Genomic DNA, 23,898 nt, shown 5'->3' with positions numbered 1-23,898 from the left:
TAGAATAATTGTAGGAAGTTCCAGCTTGACGGGGAAAGAGTATATTATTAAATAAGTTAGCTATTATATTGTAGATATAGCTAAGGAGGAGTTGAGAAAATTCTAAATTATATTAAATATAAAATTATAATTTTAGTTATAGCAATTAGTATTGTAGTAACTATTAGTTTACTTAGTTTGTCTTCTTTGTTAGCAACTGATACTTTAGAAGGATTAATGATTGACCAAGGCCAACAAAGGGCTACTTTTGCGGCTCGTCGAATAAAGAATCGGTTACAGGAGCAAAAGCAAGAATTAAAAGTTTATGCTCATACGCCTGTTATCCAGACTGAAGATTGGTTGCAAAGAAGAGATTATTTACAACAGGAATTAGCTACTAGAGCCCAAGAATATGATTCCTTCTTTATTGCTGATCAACAAGGAGATTATAGCACAACTAGACTAGGTAGAGTAGGGACTATGCAAGATAAAAAATATTTTATTCAAGCTAAGCAAGGACAAACTTATTTATCGCAACCTACTTTATCCCCGTTGACTGAAGAACCAATTATGATAATCACTACTCCTCTGCAAAATAAACAACAGGAGATAATAGGAGTTTTAGGAGCAATAACAAAACTCGATGAATTTGCAGATTATGTTAGTCAGTTTAAAATGGATTATTTTGATTCCTATTCTTATATTATTGATAGTCAGGGTCAGATCATAGCTCATCCAGACAAAAGTTTAATTCTGTCCGAGAATATTTATCAACCATCTAATAAAATAGATTCTAAATTAGCTACAGCTGTTAAAGATCAATCGGCAGGGGTTATTACATATTCAACAGAGAATAGTACTAGTTATATCTTTTATCAGACAATCCCTGGTATTAGAGATTGGAAACTTATGTTAGAGATACCTGGTGATTATCTGAACCAACCTTTGATTGTAGTCAACAAGAGACTATGGTTAATAGGAGTAGTAGCTATTATAGTAGTTATTTTATTAAGTAGTGTAGGAGCTAAACAGATTGCTGATCCTATCAGTAGATTACAAGAAAAATTTGCTCAAGCTGCTAAAGGAGATTTAACAGTTAGAGCGGATATAGATTCTGCTGATGAATTTGGTGCTATGGCAGATAGTTTTAACTATATGATGGACAAGATTAATCAATTAACTCACAAAGATTTGTTAACAGATCTGTTAAATTTAAGCCATTTTCAAGATAGTTTAAGTTTGGATTTAAAAAAATAAATGTTAATAATAATTTAGTTTTATTTGCGCTAGGAATTGATGATTTTAAGACCATCAATGATAATTTTGGTCATCAGATGGGAGATAAAGTATTACAGTGTTTAGCGCAGCGATTACAGAAAAAATTAAATCAACAAGTGGTATTAGCCCGATTCAGTGATGAATTTTTTCTTTATTTTAAAGATTTAGAGACTAAAGATGAACATGAAATTATTGAATTAGGCCAACAAATTTTACAAAAAGTTAGTCAACCCTATGCTATAGATGGAGAAGTAATTTATATTACTGCTAGTTTAGGGATTGCTATTTATCCGGAAGCTGGTACTGATAGTGAACTGCTGATTAAGAATGCTAGTCTGGCGATGCATCTAGTTAAGAATAGAAATGGTAATGGAGTCCAGATTTATTCTGGTGATATGAAAGATAAGCTATCAACTCGAATGAAGTTAGAAGTCCAATTAAAAGGAGCCTTAAAAAAAGACCAATTTTTTCTTCATTATCAGCCTCTATATAGTGCTCAAAGAGAAGAAATTGTCGGTGTAGAAGCCTTAATTAGATGGCAACACCCTATTAAAGGATTGATTTCTCCTGATAAATTCATTCCAGTAGCAGAAAAAAGTGGTATAATTGTCGATATCGGAAACTGGGTTTTAAAGCGTGCTTGCCAACAGCTTAAAAAGTGGCATCAGTTAGGTTATGATGAGTTATATATATCTGTTAATATTGCTCCCCAACAATTTAATAGCAAAGATTTTGTTTCTAAGGTGGAGCATGTGTTAGAAGAGGCAGGTTTAGCTAGTCAATATCTGGAGCTAGAGATTACAGAACGGGCTACAATGGAGGATATAGAATATACAATTGAAGTGTTAAATAAATTAAGAGAGTTAGGAGTCAGAATAGCGATTGATGACTTTGGGACTGGCTATTCTTCGTTAAGTTATCTAAAAGAATTTGCGCTTACCACTTTAAAGATTGATCGGTCCTTTATTATGGAGTTAACAACAGATAATAAAGGTAGTGCTATTGCAGAAACAATTATTATGATGGGGCATAATCTTGATTTAACTGTTACTGCTGAAGGAGTAGAAACAGCAGGCCAATTACAGTTTTTACAACGAGAAGATTGTGATGTCTTACAAGGTTACTTTTTTACTTCTCCTGTCAATGGTAATGACTTATTACAGTTATTGATGGATGATTAACCTAAGTTGTATAGCTTACAGAAGTATGTTATAGTAGTTGATAGAGAAATAAGTATGATCAACTGAAAAATTCCCTGTTAATAGCAGGGGTTTTTTATTGGAGTGATAAGTTATTATTGATTTAAAACAGGAATATTAATTATTAACTTGAAGAATAATATTGATAAGCAAATTCAATTTAGCAGTTTAGGGACTAGGAGGCATAATCATGGAAGGCAAGTTAAATAAGGAAACAATAAAGAAAGGATTAGAGTTGTCCTTACTAGTTAGTGTTTTAGCGCTAGGAGGATTAGTTTTATTTACTATAAATGAAGAAACTATCAGTAAATTATTAAGTGTTAATACTTTTTATTTGTTTTTAGCCCTAATTATTAGTTGTCTGATGTGGGGGTTAGGCGGGTTAAGAATTAAATTAATCTCTGATGCTGTAGGGGAAGAATTATCTTTAAGTAAGGCAGTTAAGATTTTTTTAGTTGGAGCTTTTGTCTCTAATGTAACTCCTTTTGCTTCTGGAGGGGGGCCAGCTCAAGTTTTTTTATTACATAAAGATGGTTTCTCTCTAGGAAAGTCAACGACTGTTATTGTAATCCAGTTTGTATTGCGGTTGATGTTTTTTGGGCTAGTTGCTCCAGTATTATTTATAGTATTTAGGGATCTGATTAATCCGGGCTTAATTCCGGCCCAAGTATTTAATCTAGCTATTGGAGCTGCTTTGCTGATTTCAGTAGTAATGGTCTATTTTATCTGGCAACCGAAAAAGATAAAAACTATAGTGGCTAAACTAAAAGCTTTACCTTTTTTTAAACCATTGTTAAAATATGAAAGAATAAAGAAGTTAGTCAATAGATTATACCACGAAGTAGAAGAATTTCATGATAGTTTATGGCAGTTAACTAAGTATAGAAAAAGTAGTTTGGTCTGGGCTGGAGTCTCTACTATTTGTTACTGGGTATTATTTTTTGTTATTGCTCCAGTTATTTTATTAGGATTAGGAGCTGAGCCTTTCTTTTTACGCTCCTTTGTGATGCAGACAATCTTTTTTTTGATTTTACCTTATATTCCTACTCCTGGTGGTAGTGGAGTGGCTGAGTTAGGATTTGCTTCTTTATTTTCTAGTTTTGTACCAGCTGGGTTAGTAGGGTTGTTATCTTTAGTCTGGAGGTTTATAACTTTTTATTTAGTTTTGATTTTAGGCGGGCTTATTTTATTACGTATTTTGGCTAAATCAGCTGTAGGTTCGCATAGTTAAGGAGGATATAATGGAGTATGTAGCTGTAGTAATAGATTTACCAGTGGAACAAGTTGATCGCACCTTTACTTATCATGTGCCAGATAGATTACAGAGTGAGCTAGAGATTGGGAGGCAAGTAGTTGTTCCTTTTGGACCGCGCAAGATCACTGGCTATATAGTTGGAGAGGTAGCTGAAGTTGATTTTACTACCAAAGAAATAGGCAAGGTGACTAGTTCTCTGCCTTTGTTTGACCAGGAATTATTAGAGTTAGCAGAATGGATGGCTGATTACTACCAGTGTTATTTGATTTCTGCTTTAAAAGCAATTATACCTAGCGGTAATCAAAAAATTAAAACCAAACGGGTGGTGGAGTTGGCCCAATCAGTGGTTGAAACTAAAGATATTGTGCAGGATTTAAAGGGGAAAGCTCCAAAACAGGCAGCTATTTTATCTTATTTGATAGACCATCCTACTAGTCAATTGATTGCTACTAGATTAGCTAGCCAGGTAGATACTGGCTCGGGGACTGTCCGTAGATTGGCTGATAAAGACCTAGTGGAGTATAATACTCTTGAAGTAGAACGTAACCCTTATCAAGATATAGAATTTGATCCTACGACTCCTCTAACTCCTAGTCCGGCTCAGAAGGAAGCTTTAGCTACCATTAATGAGGCTATTAATGATTCTACAGCCGCTACTTATTTACTACATGGGGTTACTGGTAGCGGTAAGACTGAAGTTTATCTTCAAGCTATTGCTAAGGTGTTGGATCAAGGCCAAGAAGCAATTGTATTAATTCCCGAGATATCATTAACTCCGCAGACTATTGCTCGCTTTAAAGCACGCTTTGGTAATCAGGTAGCTGTCCTACATAGTCAATTATCTACAGGAGAGCGGTTTGATGAGTGGCGGAGAATTAAACAAGGTAGAGCTAAAATAGCTATTGGAGCTCGGTCAGCTATCTTTGCTCCCTTTAGCAATCTGGGTATAATTGTCATTGATGAAGAGCATGAAACAACTTATAAACAAGAAGACCACCCGAAATATCACGCCCGCAAAGTAGCTGAGAAAAGAGCTCAGTTAAATGAAGCGGTGACTATTTTAGGAACAGCTACTCCTTCTTTGGAGTCCTATTATCAAGCTCAAGAAGGAAATTATAAGTTGTTGGAGTTACCGACTAGGATTGATGATCGGCCCTTGCCCGAGGTAGAAGTAGTTGATATGCGGGAAGAATTAAAGGCCGGGAATAGACAGATGGTAAGTCGTAAGTTAGCTCAGGGGATAGAAGATAGATTGGCTCAAGAAGAACAAGTGATTATCTTTCTCAATCGGCGTGGTTTTTCTACTTTTGTTCAGTGTCGAGAGTGTGGTTATGTACTAGAGTGTGATCACTGTGATGTTTCTTTAACTTATTATTCTGCTAATGAGACATTACGGTGTAATTATTGTGATCAGTCACAGACAATGCCTGATCTATGTCCGGATTGTGGCAGTAGTTATATTAAACAATTTGGAGTTGGAACAGAAAAGGTAGAACGAGCTTTACAGCAAAGATTTTCCTCGGCTGAAGTAGCTAGAATGGATCGGGATACTACTACTCAGAAAGGAGCCTACAGAGAAATTTTATCTTCCTTTGCTCAAGGGGAAATAGATATATTAGTAGGTACTCAAATGGTAGCTAAAGGACATGATTATCCTAATGTTACTCTGGTAGGAGTTATTACAGCAGATACAGCGCTTAATTTGCCGGATTTTAGGTCTAGTGAGCGGACTTTTCAGTTGTTGGCCCAGGTTGCAGGTAGAACTGGTCGGGGAGCTAAAGGAGGGGGAGTAATAATTCAAAGTTATACTCCTGAACACTATAGTATTCAACAGGCTAAAGAACATAATTACCAAGGATTTTATAAGCAAGAGATTGAATTTAGATCGGAAATGGAGTATCCGCCCTTTACCCATTTGATTAATCTAATTGTTAGTGATCAAGAGGAAGAAAAAACTATCAAAGTAGCCCAACGGCTAGGAAAGATTATTACTAGTCAGCTAGCTGAACTAAATAACGAAGAAGTTCAACTTTTAGGCCCAGTCCAAGCTCCTTTAACTAAGATTAGAGGAGAGTATAGATGGCAGTTATTACTAAAGGGGGCCAACTTAGATAGTTTAAGAAAACTTAATCAAGAAGCACTAGCTGAGCTAGAAGAGCTTGATAATTGCAAAAGTGTGCAAGTAAGTATTGATATAGACCCCTTAGGAGTGCTATAATTTAATTGATAGCTGATAATTATTAATTTAGGGTAGGGGGATTGATTTATATTATATACGGAGGTGTTAGCTAGTATGTCAATGTTAAATGTTAGAGAAGTTGGTGACCCTGTATTACGAACTACAGCCCAGCCAGTTGCTGAAGTTACTAATAAAACAAGAAATTTGTTAGATAATATGGCCGAGACTATGTATGAATCAGATGGAGTAGGTTTGGCTGCTCCGCAGGTAGGTATCTCTAAATCCATTATTGTGATTGATATAGGTAAGGGATTAATTGAATTAATCAATCCGGAAATTGTAGAGAAATCTGAGAAAACATATATTGACGAGGAAGGTTGCTTGAGCATTCCTGAGCAAACAGGTCAAGTGGAACGAGCCTTTTCTGTTAAGGTAGAGGCGTTAGATAGAACTGGTGAGCAGTTTGAAATAGAAGGAAAAGGTTTATTAGCTAGAGCTTTACAACATGAAATTGATCATTTAAAAGGTAAATTATTTATAGATAAGACAGTATAAACAATTGAGAATGTACAATTGACAATTTAAAATATATAATTTAAAAATCAAGTTAAGAATTTATTATTGAAATTACTTAATGATTGTCAATTGTAAATTAGTTATTGGGAGGGATAAGATGGATATTGTATTTATGGGAACTCCTGATTTTGCTGTGCCTTGTTTAGAAGCATTATGTCAGGCAGAGTTTGTTAATGTAGTAGGAGTGGTTAGCCAACCAGATAGAAAAAAAGGAAGAGGACAGAAAAAACAACCGACTCCAGTTAAAGAGACAGCTTTAGAATCTGATATAGAGGTTTTTCAGCCGGAAAAGATTACTTCTGAAACAGGAGTTGAGCAGTTAAATGATTGGGCTCCTGATTTGATAGTTGTTGTGGCTTATGGTCAGATTTTAGGTAGTGAAGTACTTGATGTGCCTCCTAAGGGGTGTGTTAATGTGCATGCTTCTTTATTGCCTAAGTACCGTGGAGCTGCTCCAATTCATCGAGCTATTGTCAATGGAGACCAGAAGACAGGAATTACTACTATGTATATGGATGAAGGTATGGATACGGGCGATATGATTCTCAAAGAAGAAGTGGATATTACAGCTGAAGATACAGTAGGTAGTCTACATGATAAGTTAGCTCAGCTAGGAGCTGATTTATTAATAACAACTATTGATCAGATCGCAGCTGGAACTGCCCCTCGAATTCCCCAGGATGATGAGCAAGCTACTTATGCACCTAAGATTGATAAAGCAGAAGGGGAAGTGGATTGGAGTGAAGATGCTACAACAATCTGGAATTTAATTCGTGGTTTTAATCCTTGGCCTGGGACTTATACCTATCTTGAAGGCCAACGAATGAAGTTATGGTCTTCTCAAGTCCATCAGGCAGAGACTAAGCCAGAGGATAAACCAGGTACTATTTTACAAGCAGATACTGATTTAGGGATTGTAGTCCAAACAGGTCAAGGCCAATTATTACTGACAGAAATCCAGCCTGCTGGTAAACAGCAGATGGCTGCTAGCGATTATCTGTTAGGACATGATTTAGAACCAGGAACTAGGTTAGGAAATTAAGCTATGGAGCAGTCCAGTCGATTATTTATTAGTTTATTATTATTAACTCTAACTGTAGTAGGAGTTTTAGTCAGTGGTATTTGGTATCTTAACTTTTTTGGGTTTAATTTATTAAGTCAAGCTGTATTATTAACCTTAGGATTCGTTATTTCAGGAATAGGATTGGTTTTAGTTTTAGGTGTGTTAGGGATTTGGTTAACGAGTCAACGTGGTAAGCCAGTACCAGCTTTAGTGGTTCCTACCAAATTAGTTATTTCTTACTTTTTACCTGTTATAATCCAGTTAGGAGCAATAATAGGTTTTGAGAAGGAGGAGGTTATGTCCTCCTTTATTAAGGTAGGAAATCAGCTAGTGGATCCCGAAGAAATTGATGTTACACCTGATGAAGTATTAATCTTGACTCCACATTGTATTCAGTGGTCAGAATGTAGTCACCGGGTAACTAGTGACTTGGATAATTGTCAACATTGTGGTCAATGTCAGGTACAGGATTTAATTGATTTAACAGAGGAATATGGGATTAATTTAGCTATTGCTACTGGTGGCACTCTAGCTCGGAAGATTATTAAAGAAAAGCGACCTAAAGTAATTATTGCTATTGCTTGCGAACGAGATTTGAGCAGTGGGATTAAGGATGTTTATCCTTTACCAGTAGTAGGTGTGGTTAATCTGCGTCCGAATGGTCCTTGCTTTAATACTAAGGTTGAATTGGATAAGATTGAAACAGCTATTGAAGAGATATTGGCTTAGTGATTGATAATTGACAATGTACAAGGGTTATAAAGGTTGTTTTGGAATTAGTTTTTAGTTATTTGAATTGAACTGTAAATTGTAAATTATAAACTGTAAACTACTAAAAAACGGGGTGATATTATGGTTCCCTTCTTTTTTGATCCGACAATGATTGTGTTACTGCCCTTTATTTTATTTACTTTTTATGCTCAATATAAGGTAAAGGCTACATTTAATAAATATTTATCTGTCCCAACTAAGATAGGTAAGACAGGAGCTGAGATTGCTAGAGAGTTATTACAGCAACAAGGAGTTAGAGATGTAACAATAGAACAGACTGATGGTGAATTATCTGATCACTATGATCCTCGGTCTAAGACATTGCGTCTATCACCAGATGTCTTTAGCGGTGATTCGTTAGCTGCTATTGGGGTAGCAGCTCACGAAACAGGCCATGCAATCCAGCATGCTACTGCCTACAAACCACTTAGTTTAAGACATTCTTTATTTCCAGTAGCTAATTTTGGGTCTCGTTTTGGGCCAATGTTAGCAGTATTTGGGTTTATCTTCTTTAGGTCTCAGCTGTTAATTGGGTTAGGAATTTTGTTTTTTATTGGTGCTGTTTTATTTCAGGTTATAACTTTGCCTGTTGAGTTTAATGCTAGTAGTAGGGCCTTAAAACTATTACAAAGATATAACTTTTTAGATCGAGAAGAGGCTAAAGGTACTAAAAAAGTACTCAATGCTGCTGCTTTGACTTATGTAGCTGCTACTTTAGTATCTATTGGTCATTTGCTGCGCTTACTAATGATGTTTGGTATGGCAGATGATAGCTAATGTATCTATTGTTATTGTTTTTGTTTCCTATTTTTTTATTAGTCTTGCTGATTCCCTATAAATTTACCATTGATTCGATTATTACTTTATTACACGCTCCACAACAAATTATTGCTATAGCTACTAATCCTGATTTGAGGCGTAATCACGCTTTAGAACACGCTACAATCAATGTCTTAGAGGAAAAATATGGTTGTAAAAATCTATCAGGTTGGGCCCAAGAGGATGGTTTTTATATTAGTGGGGTCTTTAATGCAGCAGTTATTGAAGAAGCTGCTGAGGAGGGGTTATTTCGACTCCAACAAGGAGAGCAGGATTTAGTTGTGCATAAAAGATGTGGTACTAGTTTAAGCATGGCTAATATTTTATCTGCTCTTATCTTTTTCACTTTATTATTTATAACTAAAACTTTTAGCTTATTTAATGTTGTGATTGCTTTATTGCTAGCTAATTTTTTAGGTCCCTCATTAGGAGTCTGGGTCCAGAAAAAGTTTACTACTTCAGCCCAAGTAGCAGGAATGGTTATTGCAGGGATTAATCAGGACAATTATGCTAATTCTGTATTCAATAGATTTGCTAATCAAAAAATATTCGTATCTACTAAAAACTTACGAGTTTATGGAGGCTAGTTATGGAGAGAGCACGTTCTGTAGCTTTAGAGGCAATTTATCGGATTAACGAAGAAGAAGCTTATTCTAATTTAGTAATTAATGAATTATTAGGTAAAACAAATTTAGACCAACGAGATCGAAATTTAGTTACTCAGTTAGTTTATGGGGCAACTAGATGGCGGAATAGTCTAGATTGGGTAATTAATCAATTTGCTAATCGGAAGGTAGAAAAGATGACTCCCTGGGTGCGAAATGCTTTACGGTTAGGTGTATATCAGATTAATCATTTGGATCGGATTCCTGCCCCGGTAGCCTGTAATGAGACAGTAGAGGTGGCTAAGGAGTATTGTAATCCAGGAGCAATTAAATTCTTAAATGGTATTTTGAGAAATATCATTAGAAATTTAGAGGAGCTTGAGTATCCTGCTTTAGATGAGCAACCAGTCCAGCATTTGCGCTATAAGTATTCTTATCCACAATGGTTGTTAGAACGATGGCGTAAATATTATGGAATTGAAAAGACTATTGCTATTTGCCAACAATTGAATCAGATACCATCATTAGTGATCAGGACTAATACTTTAAAAAAATCTCGCGAAGAATTATTAGCTAATTTAGAAGAAGAAGAAGTTACAGCTGAGCTAATTCCAGAAGTAGCTGAGGCTATTAAGTTAATTGATTATTCCTCTATTAGTAATTTGGCTGCTTTTCAAGCGGGAGACTTTATAGTCCAGGGCCTTAGTTCTATCTTAGCAGGTCATATTTTAGAGCCTACAGGAGATGAGTTAGTGATTGATTTATGTAGTGCTCCTGGGGGAAAGACGACTCATCTAGCCCAGTTGATGGATAATCAAGGTCAGCTTAAGGCAGTAGAACTCCATCAGCATAAAGTTAACTTAATTAAAGAGAATTGTGAGCGTTTAGGAATTAATAACGTCGAATTTCACTCTGCTGATGGACGAGAGATTTCTTTTACTGACCAAGCTGATAAGATATTAGTTGATGCTCCTTGTTCAGGATTAGGAATTATGGCCAATAAGCCCGAAATCAGATGGCAGAAAAAACCGCAAGATTTACAACAGTTACAAGAATTACAGTTAGAATTATTGGCTAATGCCAGTTCCTTGCTAAAATCGGGAGGAGAGTTATTGTATACTGTTTGTACTTTTACTCCTGAAGAGACTACTGAAGTAATTACTCAGTTTTTAGAAGCTGAGTCAGACTTTAGAGTAGTTGATTTACAAGAACAAGCGACTGCTTATGGATTAGAAGCTGCTTATCAGGATGGTTATTTACGGATACTACCTGACTCGAGTTTATGGGAAGGCTTCTTTTTGGCTAAGTTAGTGAAAGAGTAAGCAATGATTGGTTATTAGTCGTGGGCTATGTGCTATGAGTTAATTAAAATAAGTAAGATTTGGCACATAGCACATGACACACAGCAGATGACAGACGACTATTATTGATAAAGGAAGGATAGTGATGAGCAAGAAAATAGATCTCATAGGTAAGAACCTAACAGAATTAGAAGCATTAGTGGAGGAATTAGGCCAAGCAAGTTTTAGGGCGCAACAATTATTTAGTTGGTTATATGATAAACAAGTAACTGATTTTTCAGAAATGAGTAATTTAGCCCAAGAGTTACGAAGTAAGTTACAACAGAGGGCTAAAATTAGCAGATTAGAGGTTATAGCCCAGCAAGAAGCTACTGATGGGACTGAAAAGTATCTTTTTGCTTTAGAAGATGGTAAGCGAATAGAAACAGTTTACTTACCAGCAGATAATAGACATACTCTTTGTGTTTCTACTCAGGTTGGTTGTGCTATGGGTTGTGAATTCTGTGCTACTGGATTACAAGGATTAACTCGAGACTTAACAGCAGGAGAGATAATCAATCAGATTTTAACTATAGAACAGATTACAGAAACTAGGATTACTAATGTAGTCTTTATGGGGATGGGGGAACCACTAGCTAATTATGAACAAGTTCTTAAGGCAGTTCGATTGATTAATCATGATCAAGGATTGAATATTGGAATGCGAAAGATAACTTTATCGACTTGTGGTCTAGTCCCTGAAATAAAGAGATTAGCCCAAGAGGAGTTACAACTTACTTTAGCTATCTCACTTCATGCCCCTAATAATGAATTGCGAAGCGAGATGATGCCTATTAATGACCGGTATCCTCTTGAGGAATTATTAAGAGCTTGTCGCTATTATATCGAACAAACAGGTCGGAGAATAACTTTTGAGTATGCTTTAGTAGCGGGAACTAATGACTCTCTTCAACATGCTAGGCAATTAAGTGATTTGTTGGCTGGGATGTTGGCCCACGTTAATTTAATTCCTATAAACCAAGTTGCGGAGACTGGTTATAAAGGTTCGGACAGAGAAAGAATTAATAATTTTAAAGCAGAATTGACTAGTAGAAATATACCCGTTAGTATGCGAGTGGAGCGCGGTACTGATATTGAAGCAGCTTGTGGGCAACTGCAGTCTAAGGAGGACTAATGATGAAGTTAGCAGCTAAGTTGGCCCGGAAAGTAAAAGGTTTTTTTGGGGCCAACGAACAAGAGTCCCTACTTGATAGGATAGTAACTAAGATTGCAACTGAAATGAAGTCTAAATCCCGGCGAGGAAAGCAGGGAGCTTATGTTCCCGATTATTATCAAATATATCTTCGACCTTCTGAATTGGAATTAGTTGATCAGCAGCTAAAGAAGGAAATTAAGCTGCTTATAGAAGAGAGAATAATTGACCACCAGTTTGATTTAAGGAATGAGTTACAATTGAAATTTGAGGTAACAACTGAGATTTCTACTCCTTATATCACTAGCGATTTTAGACTTGAGTTAGGGACTGAAAATAGAGTTATTACCCAAGAGACTAAAATGTTTCAGGGGGTTAAAGATAGAAGAGATTCAGACCAAGAGATAAATTCTACTATTCAAGTTACACCTGTAAGTAAAAATCAAGCTTATCTTAAATTATTAGGAACAGATAAAATAGAAGCTTCTTTTCAGCTTAAGTCAATAGAAACTAATATTGGCCGGCAATCTAGTAATGAAATAGTGATTTCTGATCCAAGTGTTTCTCGAGTCCACGCTCAGATTATTAACAAGAAATATTATTATTTAATTCGTGACTTAAATAGTACAAATGGAGTAGTGGTCAATGGAAAATTTGTTACAGAAAAGCAGTTAGCTAATCAGGATCAGATCAGATTAGGTGAAGCAGTCTTAAAGTTTTGTTATAAAGAATAATATAGACTAAAGACAGCCTTTAAGCGAGGTGAAAATATGGATTATGCAGTAAGATCAGATCAAGGTCAAGTCAGGGAAGAGAACCAAGATGATTGTTTAGTTGATATTAATCAGAATGGATTGGATATTCTGGTTGTAGCTGATGGAATGGGTGGTCATAATGGGGGAGCTAAAGCAAGTTCTTTAGCTGTGCAAACAGTAACCAATTATGAGTTTACTGGTCTGAACTTAGTAGAGGAAGTTGAGGAGTGTATTAAGCTAGCTAATTCAGAAATTTTACAGCAAGCCCAGCAAAATAGTATTTATCAGGGAATGGGTACCACTCTAACTTTAGCTGTGGTTAAAGACAAGCAAGTAACTATTGGTCATATTGGTGATAGTAGAGCTTATTTATATCAGCAAGATCAGTTACGACAGCTTACTGATGATCATTCTTATGCTGGGAAATTGTTAAGGCAAGGTGTAATTAATGCTCAAGAGGCTGCTAAACATCCTAAACGGAATTTATTGACTAGAGCTTTAGGAATTAGAGAGGAAATTGAAGTGGATAGTATGACTTTGGAGCTAACCAATCAGGAGTTGCTTTTCTTTTGTTCTGATGGAGTCACTGAAATGTTATCCGAAGCTGAATTAACAAAGATTATAGAACAACAGATGAAGATCGAGGATAAGGTGGATCAAATAATTAAGCAGGCTAATCAAGCTGGAGGACATGATAATATAACTGCTTTACTTTATCAATCTGATTAAGCTAGTAAAAATTTATAGTTGCTGGTTATGTTGTGATAGATTCTCTGGTATACTAATCACATAACAGGTAGCTTGAGTTCTGGGGTGACAGGGATGATTGGAAGAGTTCTCAATGATAGATATGAATTAATAGAAAAGATTGGTGCTGGGGGCATGGCTATAGTTTATTTAGGCAAAGATAGATTGTTAGATCGTAGAGTAGCTATTAAAATTTTACAGCCACAGTTCGTTGATAACGAGAAGGCAGTTGCTAGATTTGATCACGAAGCTAAAGCTATAGCTAGTCTATCCCATCCTAATATTGTTAATATTTTTGATATAGGCCAGGAGGATAACCTGCATTATATAGTCATGGAGTATATTACTGGCCAGGATTTAAAGGAAGTATTAAACAAAGAGAAGCCATTACAGCTTAGCCGTGCTCTGGAAATTGCCCAGGGAGCTTGCCGAGCTTTGATTAAAGCGCATCGGAATAATATTGTTCATTGTGATGTTAAGCCTCATAATATTTTATTAACTGCTGGAGATAATGTTAAAGTAACTGACTTTGGGATTGCTCAAGCAGTAACTAATGCTACTTTAAATCAGACTAATTCCATTTTAGGATCGGCTCCTTATTTGTCTCCTGAACAAGCAGCTGGAGAAAAGGTAAGTACTAAGTCTGATATTTATTCGCTAGGAATAGTTTTATATGAGCTAGTAACTGGTGAGTTACCTTTTAGTGGTCAAAATTCTGTTTCGATAGCTTTAAAGCATATGGAAGAAGACCCTATTTCGCCGCGGGATAAGATTCCTACTTTACCCCTTGAGTTAGAGAAGATTATTTTACAGGCTATTGCTAAAGAACCAGCAGAAAGATATAATTCAGTTGCTGAGATGTTACGTGATCTTAAGGAAGTGACTGCTAGTTTGCAAGCTGAAAAAGAAACATCCAATCAGGAAACAATGGTAATATCTAGATCTGATTTTAATCAAAATCAAGCAGAAGAGACAACTAAAAAATTGAAAAGTGATCTAGAGGATGATACAATAGTGACATCAAATCAGGAAGCAAAGAATAGTAACCGCAGTTTAGTATGGGGATTAGGTATTGTAGGATTAATAATTGTTGTTTTATTAGGAGCAGGCTACTATTTTTTAGTGGATTATTTGACTGTACCAGAAGTAAAGGTGCCTAAAGTTATTGAACAGGATTTAGAGACTGCTAAACAGAGTTTAAGTCAACAGAATTTAGCGTTGGAAGTACGGCAGAAAAGTTATAATAATCAAGTGCAAGAGGGGCATGTGGTATCTCAGAGTCCTAAGTCTGGGGAAGTAGTCAAAATAAATCGGGTTATAGAAGTTGATGTTAGTAAAGGAGCTAAATTAGTAGAGGTTCCTGATTTAAGAGAGAAAACACTTAGAGAAGCTAGATTAGAATTAGATAAGCGAAAGTTAGTATTAAAAGAAGTAAAGAGGGTTTATAATGCTGAAGTACCAGAAGAGGAGATTATCTCCCAGACTCCTGAGCCCGAAAAAGAGGTTAAGTCTGAAACTGAAGTTAAATTGGTAGTCAGTAAAGGCGAACAACCTCAAGAAGTAACTGTTCCTAACTTAGTTGGCCTTAGACAAGAAGAAGGAACTAATGAATTACGGGAACGAAACTTAATTGTAGGTCAGATTATTAAAAAGCAAAGTTTGAATTATCGGCAGGGACAAATTATTGCGCAACAGCCTACAGCAAACCAGGAATTAGCAGAAGGATCGACTGTTAAATTGATTATCAGTAAAGGGATTAGAAACCCTTATGATGCTCCTGTCCGAACTTCAACTGTTAAGACTTATATTTCGCCGGGGAAAGAAAGAGAAGTAAAGATTGTAGTTAAGGATGATAATGGGCGTCGGATTGTCTACCAGCAAGTCCATCAGCCTGAGGATAAAGTAGAACAGAAAATAGTAACTGTAGGTTCAGCTACTATTAAAGTATATATTGATGGTCGATTAAATATTGAGAAAAAGATCTAGTACAGAAGAAAGGAGAGTGATCATGCAACAAGGGAGAGTACTACGAGCTCAGGGGGGCTACTTTTTTGTTCATCATAGTGCTCAAGATAAAGTCTACCAGTCGAAAATCAGAGGTAGATTACAGCAAGATGATATTGAAGTGATAGCAGGGGATCAGGTTAAATTTAGTATTTTAACTGATGGTACAGCTGTTATAGAGCAACGGTTGGCCCGTGATAATTCCCTATTTCGTCCTCCTATAGCTAATGTAGACCACATAGTAGTAGTTGTTGCTGTTTGTAATCCTAAGTTGAACTTTAAATTACTGGATAAATTATTAATTCTAGCTCAAGCAGCAAAATTAAAAATTACTATTTGTGTTAATAAAGTTGATTTAGGGGATTTAAAAAAAGCTAAAGAAATGATGCAACCATATCAGAGCCTTGACTATGACCTTGTGTATACTAGTGTTGCAGAAAAGATAGGTTTAGAAGATTTACAGAGACAACTCCAAAATAGAGTTTCCGTTTTTGCAGGTTCATCAGGAGTTGGTAAATCCAGTTTACTAAATGCTCTTCAACCTGGATTCGAATTGCGAACAGGACAGGTTAGTGCCAAGACTAAACAAGGACGACATACTACTCGTCGAGTTGAATTACTTCCGTTAGACTTTGGAGGCTGGGTAGCAGACACTCCAGGTTTTAATGTGTTAGATATATCTTTTATTGGTTCTCGGGAGCTACAGTATTTTTTTCCTGAGATGAAGGAGTATCTTCACCAGTGTAAATTTTCTTCTTGTTCTCATAGCCATGAACCAGAGTGTGCAGTTAAAGAAGCAGTAGCAGATGGTCAGATTGCTCAACATCGTTATGATCACTATCTAGAATTTTTGGCTACAATAAAGAAAGAAGAAGCACAAGATTGGAGGAGATAAGATGATTAAGATAGCCCCGTCTATTTTAGCAGCAGATTTTAGTCAATTAGAGTCAGAGATTGCTACAGTTAAAGCAGCTGAATATCTACATCTTGATGTGATGGATGGTCATTTTGTGCCTAATATTACTATTGGCCCGTTAGTTATAGAGTCGATTAGAGATAAAACTGATCATACTTTGGATGTTCATCTAATGATAGAGGATCCGGATAGATATATTCCAGACTTTGCTGAGGTTGGAGCAGATATTATAACTGTTCATGCTGAAGCTTGTCCGCATTTACATAGAACAGTCCAAAATATTAAACAACAAGGAGCTAAAGCAGCAGTAGCATTGAATCCAGCTACTCCTTTAACTTCTATTCAACCTATATTACCGGAATTGGATATGGTATTATTAATGACTGTTAATCCTGGATTTGGAGGACAGTCTTTTATTCCAGAGGTATTATCTAAAATTGCCTCGTTAAAAGATATAATCGAGCAACGTAATTTAGAACTTGATATTCAAGTCGATGGTGGTGTTAAACCAGAGACTACAGCAATTGATGCTATAGAAGCTGGAGCTAATATTTTAGTAGCTGGTTCTGCTGTTTTTGGTGCTACTAACAGAGAACAAGCTATTGCTGATTTTAAAGATGCTGCAAATAAAATTTGAATTCTTGCTGAATAAATTATATAATATAATTGTCTACAATTTAATATTAGTAAGTAGTACTTTCTTCGGGAACAGGTGGGATTCCTAACCGGCGGTAACAACCCGCGAGCGAATAGCTGATCTGGTGTAATTCCAGAGTCGACAGTAATAGTCTGGCAGGGAGGAGAGAGAAATAAGATGAATTATACCTGATTTAGGTTCCTGAAGGATTAACTTTAGGAGCCTTTTTTTATTTTTGAGGAGGGATGATATGACTAAAGAAGAATATATGCAGCAAGCTATAGAATTGGCCAGGAGAGCAACTGGTAGAACAAGCCCTAATCCACTAGTAGGGGCTGTAATTGTTAAAAATGGGGAAATAATAAGCCAAGGCTATCATCATTATGCTGGTGGAGCTCATGCTGAAGTGAATGCTTTACAAAAGGCAGGGCCAACTGCTCAAGGAGCTACCATGTATGTTACTCTTGAACCTTGTACTCATCACGGTAAGACTCCTCCTTGCACAGAAGCAATTATAGCTAGTGGAATTAAACGAGTAGTGATAGCAATGAAAGATCCCAACCCTCAAGTAGCAGGTGAAGGAATTAAGCAACTACAAGAGGCTGGTATTGCAGTGGAGGTAGGTGTTTTGGCAGAACAGGCTAGAGAATTAAATGAGGTTTTTATTAAGTATATTACTACTCAACAACCTTTCGTTCTGCTGAAAAATGCTGTAACCTTAGATGGTAAGATAGCTACTAAGACTGGAGATTCTAAATGGATTACTGGTCCAGAATCTCGGCAACTAGTTCATAATTTACGAGATCAAGTGGATGCTATTTTAGTAGGGGTTGGGACTGTATTAGCAGATGATCCAAGGCTTACTACTCGTCTGCCGGATAGAGAAGGAGAGGATCCCATTAGAATTATCTTAGATAGTAAATTAGAAACGCCTTGTAATGCTAATGTAATCAATCAAGAGTCAGCTGCTAACACAATAATTGCTACTACTAGTCAAGCCGCTAGGGAAAAAAAAGAGTTATTAACTCAAGCAGGAGCTGATATTATTGAGGTGGGGTCTAGTGAAGTTGACCTAAATTTGTTGTTGGATAAATTAGGAGAGCAAGAGATTACTAGTTTACTAGTAGAAGGAGGAAGTCAAGTTAATACTTCCTTCTGGGAAGCTGAATTAGTTGATAAGTTATATTATTTTATTGCTCCTAAGATTATTGGGGGCAGAGAAGCTGTGTCAGTAGTCAGTGGTACTGGAGTAGAGCAGATTAAAGAAGGAATTAAACTGACAGATAAAGATGTCAGTTTAAGTGGAGAAGATATTTTAGTAGTTGGGTATCCAGAGTATAATTAAAAGATTTAGAAATTATAAAGAATCAGGTTGTGAATTGGTTGTTAGGCGCTTTAAGCAGACGGTAGACAGCTGATAGATTGGGGGTGTAACTATGTTTACGGGAATTGTAGAGGAATTAGGGGAAGTAACTCGGATTAAGCGAGGCAGTAAATCGATTGAATTAGTAATTGCTGCTGATAAGATACTAGAAGATATTCAACTTGGAGATAGTATTGCCACTAATGGAGTCTGTTTAACAGTTACAGAGTTTAATGAACAACAATTTAGTGTAGATGTAATGCCGGAAACAATGCGCAAGTCTAGTTTAGGCGATTTAAAGGTAGGAGATAATGTTAATTTGGAACGAGCGTTACAAGTTGGTGATAGATTAGGTGGTCATTTAGTTTCTGGTCATATTGATGGGGTAGGGGAAATTGTAGGTTATACTAAAGAAGATAATGCATTGCTGGTAACTATTAAGCCTGAGGCTGAATTATTAAAATATGTAATTCCTAAGGGCTCAATAGCAATAGATGGTATTAGTTTAACTATTGCTCAACTAGAAGAACCTACTTTTGCGGTATCTATAATTCCTCATACTGCTCAGGTGACTGTGTTAGGTAATAAGGATGTAGGGGATCAAGTTAATTTAGAGGCGGATATGATTGGGAAGTATATAGAACGAATGATGAAGTTTACAACAGAAGATACTACTGAGGATATAGATGAGAGTTTATTAAGAGAAAAAGGTTTTTTATTAGCTTAAGTGAGGAGTGATAATATGGAATTTAATAACATTGAAGAAGCAATTGCTGATATTAAAAATGGTGAGATGGTTATTGTAGTAGATGATGAGGATCGAGAGAATGAAGGTGATTTGCTCTTAGCAGCAGAAAAAGTAACTCCCGAAAGTATTAATTTTATGGCTAGTTATGGTCGAGGATTAATCTGTACTCCAATGAAAAATAAGAGACTTAATCAGTTAGAATTAAATCAAATGGTAACAGATAATACTGATCCTCATGAAACTGCCTTTACAGTTTCAGTAGATTATAAAGAGACTACTACTGGTATCTCTGCTTTTGAACGTTGTGAGACAATTAAAGCTTTAATTGCTGATGATACACAACCAGCAGACTTAAATCGACCAGGACATATTTTTCCTCTGGCAGCTAAAAAAGGCGGCGTCCTAAGAAGAACTGGGCATACAGAGGCAGCTGTTGATTTGGCTAGATTAGCTGGTTTCAAACCAGCTGGTGTAATCTGTGAGATTATGTCTGATGATGGAACTATGGCTAGAGTTCCCGAGTTAATGGAGTTTGCTGCAGAACATGATCTTAAAATTATTACTATAGAAGATTTAATTGAGTATCGGATGAAGCAAGAAAATTTGGTTTATCCTATACCTGAAGTGGATTTCCCTAGTAAGTTTGGTCAATTTAGAGCTATAGGTTATGAGACCGAAGTTGATGATAAATGTCATGTAGCTATTATTAAAGGAGAAGTTAAAGATAAAGAGAATGTATTAGTTAGAGTTCATTCTGAGTGTTTGACTGGTGATGCTCTAGGTTCTTTAAGATGCGATTGTAGAGCTCAATTAGGACGTTCTTTAGAGCGGATTGAAGAGGAAGGAAGAGGAGTAGTGGTTTATATGCGCCAGGAAGGACGAGGGATAGGCTTAGCTAATAAATTAAAAGCTTATCAACTACAGGATGAAGGGCGAGATACTGTAGAAGCTAATGAAGAATTAGGTTTTGGTGATGATATGCGCGATTATGGTATTGGAGCGCAAATCTTATCTGATTTAGGATTGAGTAGTATTCGGTTAATGACTAACAATCCTCGGAAAATTGTAGGTTTAGAAGGATATGGACTAGAAGTAGTAAAGAGAGTTCCCCATCAGATAGAACCTAATGAAGTAAATAAAGATTATTTAGAAACTAAAAAGGACAAGTTAGGTCATATATTAGAAGGTAATTTTTAATAATTAAATTTAATTTAAAATGAGGAGGAATTAATAATGAATCATAATGTAGGAAAAGTTTATGAAGGTGATTTAGTAGGAGCAGATTTAAAATTTGGAATTGTATTAGGTAGATTCAATGAATTTATTTCTAGCAAGTTATTAACTGGGGCTTTGGATGCTTTAGATCGTCATGGAGTTAAAGAAGATGATGTTGAGGTGACTTGGGTACCAGGAGCCTTTGAAATTCCGTTAGTAGCTAAAAAGATGGCTGCTAGTGATCAATATGATGCTGTGATTTGTTTAGGAACAGTAATTCGGGGAGACACTCCTCATTTTGATTATGTATGTGCTGAAGCCTCAAAGGGCGTGGCTAAAGCTGGTTTTGAGACAGACTTACCTGTTATGTTTGGAATTATTACGACTGATACTATAGAACAGGCTATTGAGCGAGCTGGTACTAAAGCAGGTAATAAAGGTTGGGATGCTGCTGTAGGTGCTTTGGAAATGGCTAATTTAATGAGTGAATTAGAATAGTTTTTGTAGGTTGAAGGAGGAAGAGTATGAAAAATAAAGCAGAAGTTGAACAAATCTTAGATATTTTACAGGAAACCTATCCTGAACCAGAAACTAAATTAAATTATGATAATCCGTTCCAGTTATTAATAGCAGTTATTTTATCTGCTCAAACAACTGATAAGCAAGTTAATAATGTTACTCCAGACTTATTTGCAGCTTTTTCAACTCCTGAGGAGATTGCTCAATTGGAGCCAGAAGATTTAGAACCTTATATTAGAGGAGTTGGTTTATATCGTAATAAGAGTAAATATATTGTCCAGACTTGTCGTAAACTAGTTACTGACTTTGCTAGTCAAGTTCCGACCTCAAAAAAGGAGTTAATGGAGTTAACAGGTGTAGGGAGAAAAACAGCTAATGTAGTAGCTAGTTGTGCCTTTGGGAAAGATGCTATTGCAGTTGATACTCATGTGTTTAGAGTGGCTAAGAGGATTGGGCTGGCTAATAGTGACCAGGTAACAGAAGTAGAGGAGGAATTAATGGAGGTTATTCCCCAAGATTTGTGGTCACCAGCCCACCATTGGTTGATCTTTCATGGCCGAAATACTTGTAAAGCAAGAAGTCCTCAATGTGAAGAATGCCCAATTATTGAGTATTGTAATTATTATGAATAATTAAGCTAATTCTTCTACTGCAAAGATAAAACTTAATCTTTCAGCTACTACTTCATATAATTCCTCTGGAATTTCTTCGTTTAGTTCTAGTTTCAGTAGTATTTCAATTAGATCTTGGCTTCTTCAATATATATCATTTTCTTCAGCAATCTGAATAATTTTTCGTACTAGGTTTCCTCTTCTTTTGTCTATAACTTTAGGGGCTTGGTCTTGCTCTATATTGTATTGTAAAGCTATAGCCCCTTCTTTTTTTGTTCATTAGCACCTTTTAAATTGTAAAGTCAATCCTAGTTAGTTTAGTTTGTTGGTTGCTAGGATCATAATCTTTAAACAGATTAAAAAATTTAGGTTTCAGCGGTAGATCAAGTTTTTTAAGAGGAGTGCTACTTTAATTTTAGTTGGAGATTACTAGATGTTGAATCGGCTGTCTAGTTTATAAGAATTCAGTTATATCTTCAAAGAATGGGAGATGCAGAGGCAGATTATTTTTAAGTAGTTCAGTAGCTATTAATTTATTATGTTTAGTTGTATCTAAGGATAAATTGTCTAATAAGTCAGAAATAGTTAAGGACTTAGTTGTAATCTGATCTATTTTTTTGGAAATTGGGTTTGACATTTTATTGTTGTCTAAGTTATACTGTTTTAGTGTCGATGTTTTGTTAATTTCCATATTAGTCACTCCTTATAGCTATGCTATATATTTATATTCTTGGTTGTAATTGATAAACTTGTTTGTGTGGTATAGATAAAATAGTTAAAAATAGATTAATAAAAGTAATTTCTGGATTGTATTTATTAGGGGTTGATATATATGTTAGCAGTAGTTAATGAATATCAGAAGACTAAGGGTAGTGATAAGGATATGAAAAACTTACTAATTTCTGTAGGATGTTTAGTAATTGAGAATTATGCTCAAATTATTGTACAGTATAATAATCAATTAAATTCTAAATTAAAGCGACAATTAACTTTATTAGTTAACAATTTGCAAATTTGCTCTCAATTACAAAGTCGGATTTCTGGGTTAGAAGAAGGAATTAGTGAATCTGAAGTGGAGTTATCCAATTTATCTCCTGAAGCAAGTGATAAACGAGAAGAAATTATTAATCGGAAGGAAAGATTAACTAATTCTTTAAATCGTAAACAAGATAAATTATCACAATTAAATCAAGAAAACGTAAACTTTTTGCTTAAAATAGGCAGAGGCTTTTATGAAGAGAGATTATTACAGGATGATGAAGAATTCAGTAAGTTGTACAAGCAATTAGATTTTTTACAAGATAAGTCCTGTACGCAAGAAGAGATTAAACAGGAAGATTTTGATATTAATGTTTTAAATTTGAGTAATTTATTACCGGTATAATTTAATGTTAGGAGGATCCAAATGTTATTTTCTGGTCAGTCTCAATTAGATTTATTTGCTAATCAACCAGAAAACAAGTTAAGAAGTCTAACTGAGGTTAAAGAAGTAGCACTTAATTGTCAGCGATGCAGTTTAAGAGAAGGTTGTACTCAAGTTGTTTTTGGTACTGGGAACCAAGAAGCTGATTTGATGTTTATAGGTGAGGGGCCTGGTAGAGATGAGGATCGACAAGGAGTTCCTTTTGTAGGACAGGCAGGGCAATTATTAAATAAAATATTACAGGCAGCTGAAATAGATAGAGAAGAAGTCTATATTAGTAATATTATTAAGTGTCGTCCTCCAGAGAATAGAACTCCTCAACAAGAAGAGATGCAGGCTTGTCTGTGGATTTTGGCTCAAGAAATACAATTTGTTAATCCCAAATTAATTGTTCCTTTAGGTTCAACTGCATTACGAGGTTTATTAGATCCTAATGGTAGTATCACTAGACAGAGAGGTACTTGGGTACAAGAAAAGGGAAAGTACTTTTTACCTACCTTTCATCCGGCTGCTTTATTACATGATACAAGTAAGAAGAAACCTGTTTGGAAGGACTTTTTAAAGATAAAGAAAGCTTATAATAAATATTTGCGTTTAAAGTCAGAAGGAAAAAAAGTATAAGCTTTAGTGAATAATATTTGTTTTTTTAAGTAAACTATTTAATGTTTAGTTTTAAAAATGATTTTATTCTTGACAGTAAACAATTGGTTTGTTAAACTAATAATTGCGCTTGAGAGGAAAGA

General features: G+C 35.6%; 25 protein-coding genes and 1 riboswitch. Of the genes, 23 read left to right on the top strand and 2 right to left on the bottom strand.

Features of this window, described 5'->3' with window-relative positions; genetic code table 11:
* Window positions 1-186: 186 nt before the first annotated feature.
* From ACYQ3D_RS03185 to nth, 21 genes are all read left to right on the top strand, one after another.
* Window positions 187-1,236 carry a HAMP domain-containing protein gene (locus ACYQ3D_RS03185; RefSeq protein WP_459836151.1) on the top strand — a complete coding sequence of 350 codons (1,050 nt, stop codon included), beginning with the start codon at window positions 187-189 and terminating at the stop codon, window positions 1,234-1,236.
* Complete coding sequence (locus ACYQ3D_RS03180) at window positions 1,233-2,438, top strand: putative bifunctional diguanylate cyclase/phosphodiesterase (protein ID WP_459836685.1); 1,206 nt, start codon at window positions 1,233-1,235, stop codon at window positions 2,436-2,438. Before ACYQ3D_RS03185 ends, ACYQ3D_RS03180 begins: the two co-directional genes overlap by 4 nt.
* A 208-nt stretch (window positions 2,439-2,646) precedes the next feature.
* The gene (locus tag ACYQ3D_RS03175; protein ID WP_459836149.1) at window positions 2,647-3,687 is read left to right on the top strand and encodes a lysylphosphatidylglycerol synthase transmembrane domain-containing protein; all 1,041 of its coding nucleotides are present in this window, start codon (window positions 2,647-2,649) and stop codon (window positions 3,685-3,687) included.
* Window positions 3,688-3,697: 10 nt separating this feature from the next.
* Entirely contained in the window at window positions 3,698-5,929 is a 2,232-nt protein-coding gene (priA, locus tag ACYQ3D_RS03170; protein WP_459836147.1) for a primosomal protein N', read from the top strand.
* 75 nt (window positions 5,930-6,004) lie between these two features.
* The gene (gene def, locus ACYQ3D_RS03165) at window positions 6,005-6,445 is read left to right on the top strand and encodes a peptide deformylase (RefSeq protein ID WP_459836145.1); all 441 of its coding nucleotides are present in this window, start codon (window positions 6,005-6,007) and stop codon (window positions 6,443-6,445) included.
* A gap of 118 nt (window positions 6,446-6,563) precedes the next feature.
* Window positions 6,564-7,508 carry a methionyl-tRNA formyltransferase gene (gene fmt / locus ACYQ3D_RS03160; RefSeq protein ID WP_459836143.1) on the top strand — a complete coding sequence of 315 codons (945 nt, stop codon included), beginning with the start codon at window positions 6,564-6,566 and terminating at the stop codon, window positions 7,506-7,508.
* Window positions 7,509-7,511: 3 nt separating this feature from the next.
* Window positions 7,512-8,258, top strand: a complete 747-nt coding sequence (locus tag ACYQ3D_RS03155) for a DUF116 domain-containing protein (protein WP_459836141.1) — start codon at window positions 7,512-7,514, stop codon at window positions 8,256-8,258.
* A 123-nt stretch (window positions 8,259-8,381) separates the two neighbouring features.
* Window positions 8,382-9,077 (top strand): zinc metallopeptidase, encoded by a 696-nt coding sequence (locus tag ACYQ3D_RS03150; RefSeq protein WP_459836139.1) that lies wholly within the window; start codon window positions 8,382-8,384, stop codon window positions 9,075-9,077.
* A complete protein-coding gene (locus tag ACYQ3D_RS03145) occupies window positions 9,077-9,706 on the top strand; it encodes a DUF6391 domain-containing protein (RefSeq protein WP_459836137.1) in 630 nt (209 codons plus the stop codon). The genes ACYQ3D_RS03150 and ACYQ3D_RS03145 overlap by 1 nt, the downstream gene beginning before the upstream one ends.
* Before the next feature lie 2 nt (window positions 9,707-9,708).
* A complete protein-coding gene (rsmB, locus tag ACYQ3D_RS03140; protein ID WP_459836135.1) occupies window positions 9,709-11,046 on the top strand; it encodes a 16S rRNA (cytosine(967)-C(5))-methyltransferase RsmB in 1,338 nt (445 codons plus the stop codon).
* A 124-nt stretch (window positions 11,047-11,170) separates the two neighbouring features.
* The gene (rlmN, locus tag ACYQ3D_RS03135; protein WP_459836132.1) at window positions 11,171-12,199 is read left to right on the top strand and encodes a dual-specificity RNA methyltransferase RlmN; all 1,029 of its coding nucleotides are present in this window, start codon (window positions 11,171-11,173) and stop codon (window positions 12,197-12,199) included.
* A 2-nt stretch (window positions 12,200-12,201) separates the two neighbouring features.
* A complete protein-coding gene (locus tag ACYQ3D_RS03130; RefSeq protein WP_459836130.1) occupies window positions 12,202-12,951 on the top strand; it encodes an FHA domain-containing protein in 750 nt (249 codons plus the stop codon).
* Between the two features lie 36 nt (window positions 12,952-12,987).
* Window positions 12,988-13,701 carry a Stp1/IreP family PP2C-type Ser/Thr phosphatase gene (locus ACYQ3D_RS03125; protein ID WP_459836128.1) on the top strand — a complete coding sequence of 238 codons (714 nt, stop codon included), beginning with the start codon at window positions 12,988-12,990 and terminating at the stop codon, window positions 13,699-13,701.
* A gap of 93 nt (window positions 13,702-13,794) precedes the next feature.
* A complete protein-coding gene (gene pknB, locus ACYQ3D_RS03120; protein ID WP_459836126.1) occupies window positions 13,795-15,705 on the top strand; it encodes a Stk1 family PASTA domain-containing Ser/Thr kinase in 1,911 nt (636 codons plus the stop codon).
* A 22-nt stretch (window positions 15,706-15,727) separates the two neighbouring features.
* Window positions 15,728-16,618 carry a ribosome small subunit-dependent GTPase A gene (gene rsgA / locus ACYQ3D_RS03115; RefSeq protein WP_459836124.1) on the top strand — a complete coding sequence of 297 codons (891 nt, stop codon included), beginning with the start codon at window positions 15,728-15,730 and terminating at the stop codon, window positions 16,616-16,618.
* A gap of 1 nt (window position 16,619) precedes the next feature.
* Window positions 16,620-17,276, top strand: coding sequence for a ribulose-phosphate 3-epimerase (gene rpe / locus ACYQ3D_RS03110; protein ID WP_459836122.1), 657 nt, complete (start codon window positions 16,620-16,622; stop codon window positions 17,274-17,276).
* 57 nt (window positions 17,277-17,333) lie between these two features.
* Window positions 17,334-17,448: riboswitch (FMN riboswitch) on the top strand.
* A gap of 78 nt (window positions 17,449-17,526) precedes the next feature.
* Window positions 17,527-18,621, top strand: a complete 1,095-nt coding sequence (ribD, locus tag ACYQ3D_RS03105) for a bifunctional diaminohydroxyphosphoribosylaminopyrimidine deaminase/5-amino-6-(5-phosphoribosylamino)uracil reductase RibD (protein WP_459836120.1) — start codon at window positions 17,527-17,529, stop codon at window positions 18,619-18,621.
* 91 nt (window positions 18,622-18,712) lie between these two features.
* Window positions 18,713-19,366, top strand: coding sequence for a riboflavin synthase (ribE, locus tag ACYQ3D_RS03100; RefSeq protein ID WP_459836118.1), 654 nt, complete (start codon window positions 18,713-18,715; stop codon window positions 19,364-19,366).
* 15 nt (window positions 19,367-19,381) lie between these two features.
* Window positions 19,382-20,584, top strand: coding sequence for a bifunctional 3,4-dihydroxy-2-butanone-4-phosphate synthase/GTP cyclohydrolase II (locus ACYQ3D_RS03095; RefSeq protein WP_459836116.1), 1,203 nt, complete (start codon window positions 19,382-19,384; stop codon window positions 20,582-20,584).
* Between the two features lie 36 nt (window positions 20,585-20,620).
* A complete protein-coding gene (ribH, locus tag ACYQ3D_RS03090) occupies window positions 20,621-21,100 on the top strand; it encodes a 6,7-dimethyl-8-ribityllumazine synthase (RefSeq protein WP_459836114.1) in 480 nt (159 codons plus the stop codon).
* Window positions 21,101-21,126: 26 nt separating this feature from the next.
* Window positions 21,127-21,753 carry an endonuclease III gene (gene nth, locus ACYQ3D_RS03085; RefSeq protein ID WP_459836112.1) on the top strand — a complete coding sequence of 209 codons (627 nt, stop codon included), beginning with the start codon at window positions 21,127-21,129 and terminating at the stop codon, window positions 21,751-21,753.
* Between the two features lie 123 nt (window positions 21,754-21,876).
* Here the strand turns inward: nth and ACYQ3D_RS03080 are convergent, their stop codons facing one another.
* Window positions 21,877-21,990: an EscU/YscU/HrcU family type III secretion system export apparatus switch protein gene (locus tag ACYQ3D_RS03080; RefSeq protein WP_459836683.1), complete on the bottom strand. Its 114-nt coding sequence runs from the start codon at window positions 21,988-21,990 to the stop codon at window positions 21,877-21,879.
* 196 nt (window positions 21,991-22,186) lie between these two features.
* Window positions 22,187-22,423 carry a hypothetical protein gene (locus ACYQ3D_RS03075; RefSeq protein ID WP_459836109.1) on the bottom strand — a complete coding sequence of 79 codons (237 nt, stop codon included), beginning with the start codon at window positions 22,421-22,423 and terminating at the stop codon, window positions 22,187-22,189.
* 141 nt (window positions 22,424-22,564) lie between these two features.
* Here ACYQ3D_RS03075 and ACYQ3D_RS03070 point away from each other — a divergent pair, with 141 nt between their 5' ends.
* Together ACYQ3D_RS03070 and ACYQ3D_RS03065 are read left to right on the top strand one after the other, a co-directional pair.
* The gene (locus ACYQ3D_RS03070; RefSeq protein WP_459836106.1) at window positions 22,565-23,116 is read left to right on the top strand and encodes a hypothetical protein; all 552 of its coding nucleotides are present in this window, start codon (window positions 22,565-22,567) and stop codon (window positions 23,114-23,116) included.
* 21 nt (window positions 23,117-23,137) lie between these two features.
* Complete coding sequence (locus ACYQ3D_RS03065) at window positions 23,138-23,776, top strand: uracil-DNA glycosylase (RefSeq protein WP_459836103.1); 639 nt, start codon at window positions 23,138-23,140, stop codon at window positions 23,774-23,776.
* Window positions 23,777-23,898 lie beyond the last annotated feature (122 nt).

The sequence above is a fragment of the Halanaerobaculum tunisiense genome (assembly GCF_054657635.1).
This window is presented reverse-complemented; position numbering and strand designations above follow the sequence as displayed.

What these genes read in the sequence shown, in the direction of transcription:
- priA (WP_459836147.1), top strand. Translation starts at nt 3,698, where the DNA reads ATGGAGTATGTAGCTGTAGTAATAGATTTACCAGTGGAACAAGTTGAT.
- ACYQ3D_RS03070 (WP_459836106.1), top strand. Translation starts at nt 22,565, where the DNA reads ATGTTAGCAGTAGTTAATGAATATCAGAAGACTAAGGGTAGTGATAAG.
- ACYQ3D_RS03065 (WP_459836103.1), top strand. Translation starts at nt 23,138, where the DNA reads ATGTTATTTTCTGGTCAGTCTCAATTAGATTTATTTGCTAATCAACCA.
- fmt (WP_459836143.1), top strand. Translation starts at nt 6,564, where the DNA reads ATGGATATTGTATTTATGGGAACTCCTGATTTTGCTGTGCCTTGTTTA.
- ACYQ3D_RS03150 (WP_459836139.1), top strand. Translation starts at nt 8,382, where the DNA reads ATGGTTCCCTTCTTTTTTGATCCGACAATGATTGTGTTACTGCCCTTT.
- rlmN (WP_459836132.1), top strand. Translation starts at nt 11,171, where the DNA reads ATGAGCAAGAAAATAGATCTCATAGGTAAGAACCTAACAGAATTAGAA.
- rsgA (WP_459836124.1), top strand. Translation starts at nt 15,728, where the DNA reads ATGCAACAAGGGAGAGTACTACGAGCTCAGGGGGGCTACTTTTTTGTT.
- ACYQ3D_RS03130 (WP_459836130.1), top strand. Translation starts at nt 12,202, where the DNA reads ATGAAGTTAGCAGCTAAGTTGGCCCGGAAAGTAAAAGGTTTTTTTGGG.
- def (WP_459836145.1), top strand. Translation starts at nt 6,005, where the DNA reads ATGTCAATGTTAAATGTTAGAGAAGTTGGTGACCCTGTATTACGAACT.
- rpe (WP_459836122.1), top strand. Translation starts at nt 16,620, where the DNA reads ATGATTAAGATAGCCCCGTCTATTTTAGCAGCAGATTTTAGTCAATTA.
- ACYQ3D_RS03175 (WP_459836149.1), top strand. Translation starts at nt 2,647, where the DNA reads ATGGAAGGCAAGTTAAATAAGGAAACAATAAAGAAAGGATTAGAGTTG.
- ACYQ3D_RS03145 (WP_459836137.1), top strand. Translation starts at nt 9,077, where the DNA reads ATGTATCTATTGTTATTGTTTTTGTTTCCTATTTTTTTATTAGTCTTG.
- ACYQ3D_RS03095 (WP_459836116.1), top strand. Translation starts at nt 19,382, where the DNA reads ATGGAATTTAATAACATTGAAGAAGCAATTGCTGATATTAAAAATGGT.
- ACYQ3D_RS03075 (WP_459836109.1), bottom strand. Translation starts at nt 22,423, where the DNA reads ATGGAAATTAACAAAACATCGACACTAAAACAGTATAACTTAGACAAC.
- pknB (WP_459836126.1), top strand. Translation starts at nt 13,795, where the DNA reads ATGATTGGAAGAGTTCTCAATGATAGATATGAATTAATAGAAAAGATT.
- nth (WP_459836112.1), top strand. Translation starts at nt 21,127, where the DNA reads ATGAAAAATAAAGCAGAAGTTGAACAAATCTTAGATATTTTACAGGAA.
- ribE (WP_459836118.1), top strand. Translation starts at nt 18,713, where the DNA reads ATGTTTACGGGAATTGTAGAGGAATTAGGGGAAGTAACTCGGATTAAG.
- ribH (WP_459836114.1), top strand. Translation starts at nt 20,621, where the DNA reads ATGAATCATAATGTAGGAAAAGTTTATGAAGGTGATTTAGTAGGAGCA.
- ACYQ3D_RS03155 (WP_459836141.1), top strand. Translation starts at nt 7,512, where the DNA reads ATGGAGCAGTCCAGTCGATTATTTATTAGTTTATTATTATTAACTCTA.
- ACYQ3D_RS03125 (WP_459836128.1), top strand. Translation starts at nt 12,988, where the DNA reads ATGGATTATGCAGTAAGATCAGATCAAGGTCAAGTCAGGGAAGAGAAC.
- rsmB (WP_459836135.1), top strand. Translation starts at nt 9,709, where the DNA reads ATGGAGAGAGCACGTTCTGTAGCTTTAGAGGCAATTTATCGGATTAAC.
- ribD (WP_459836120.1), top strand. Translation starts at nt 17,527, where the DNA reads ATGACTAAAGAAGAATATATGCAGCAAGCTATAGAATTGGCCAGGAGA.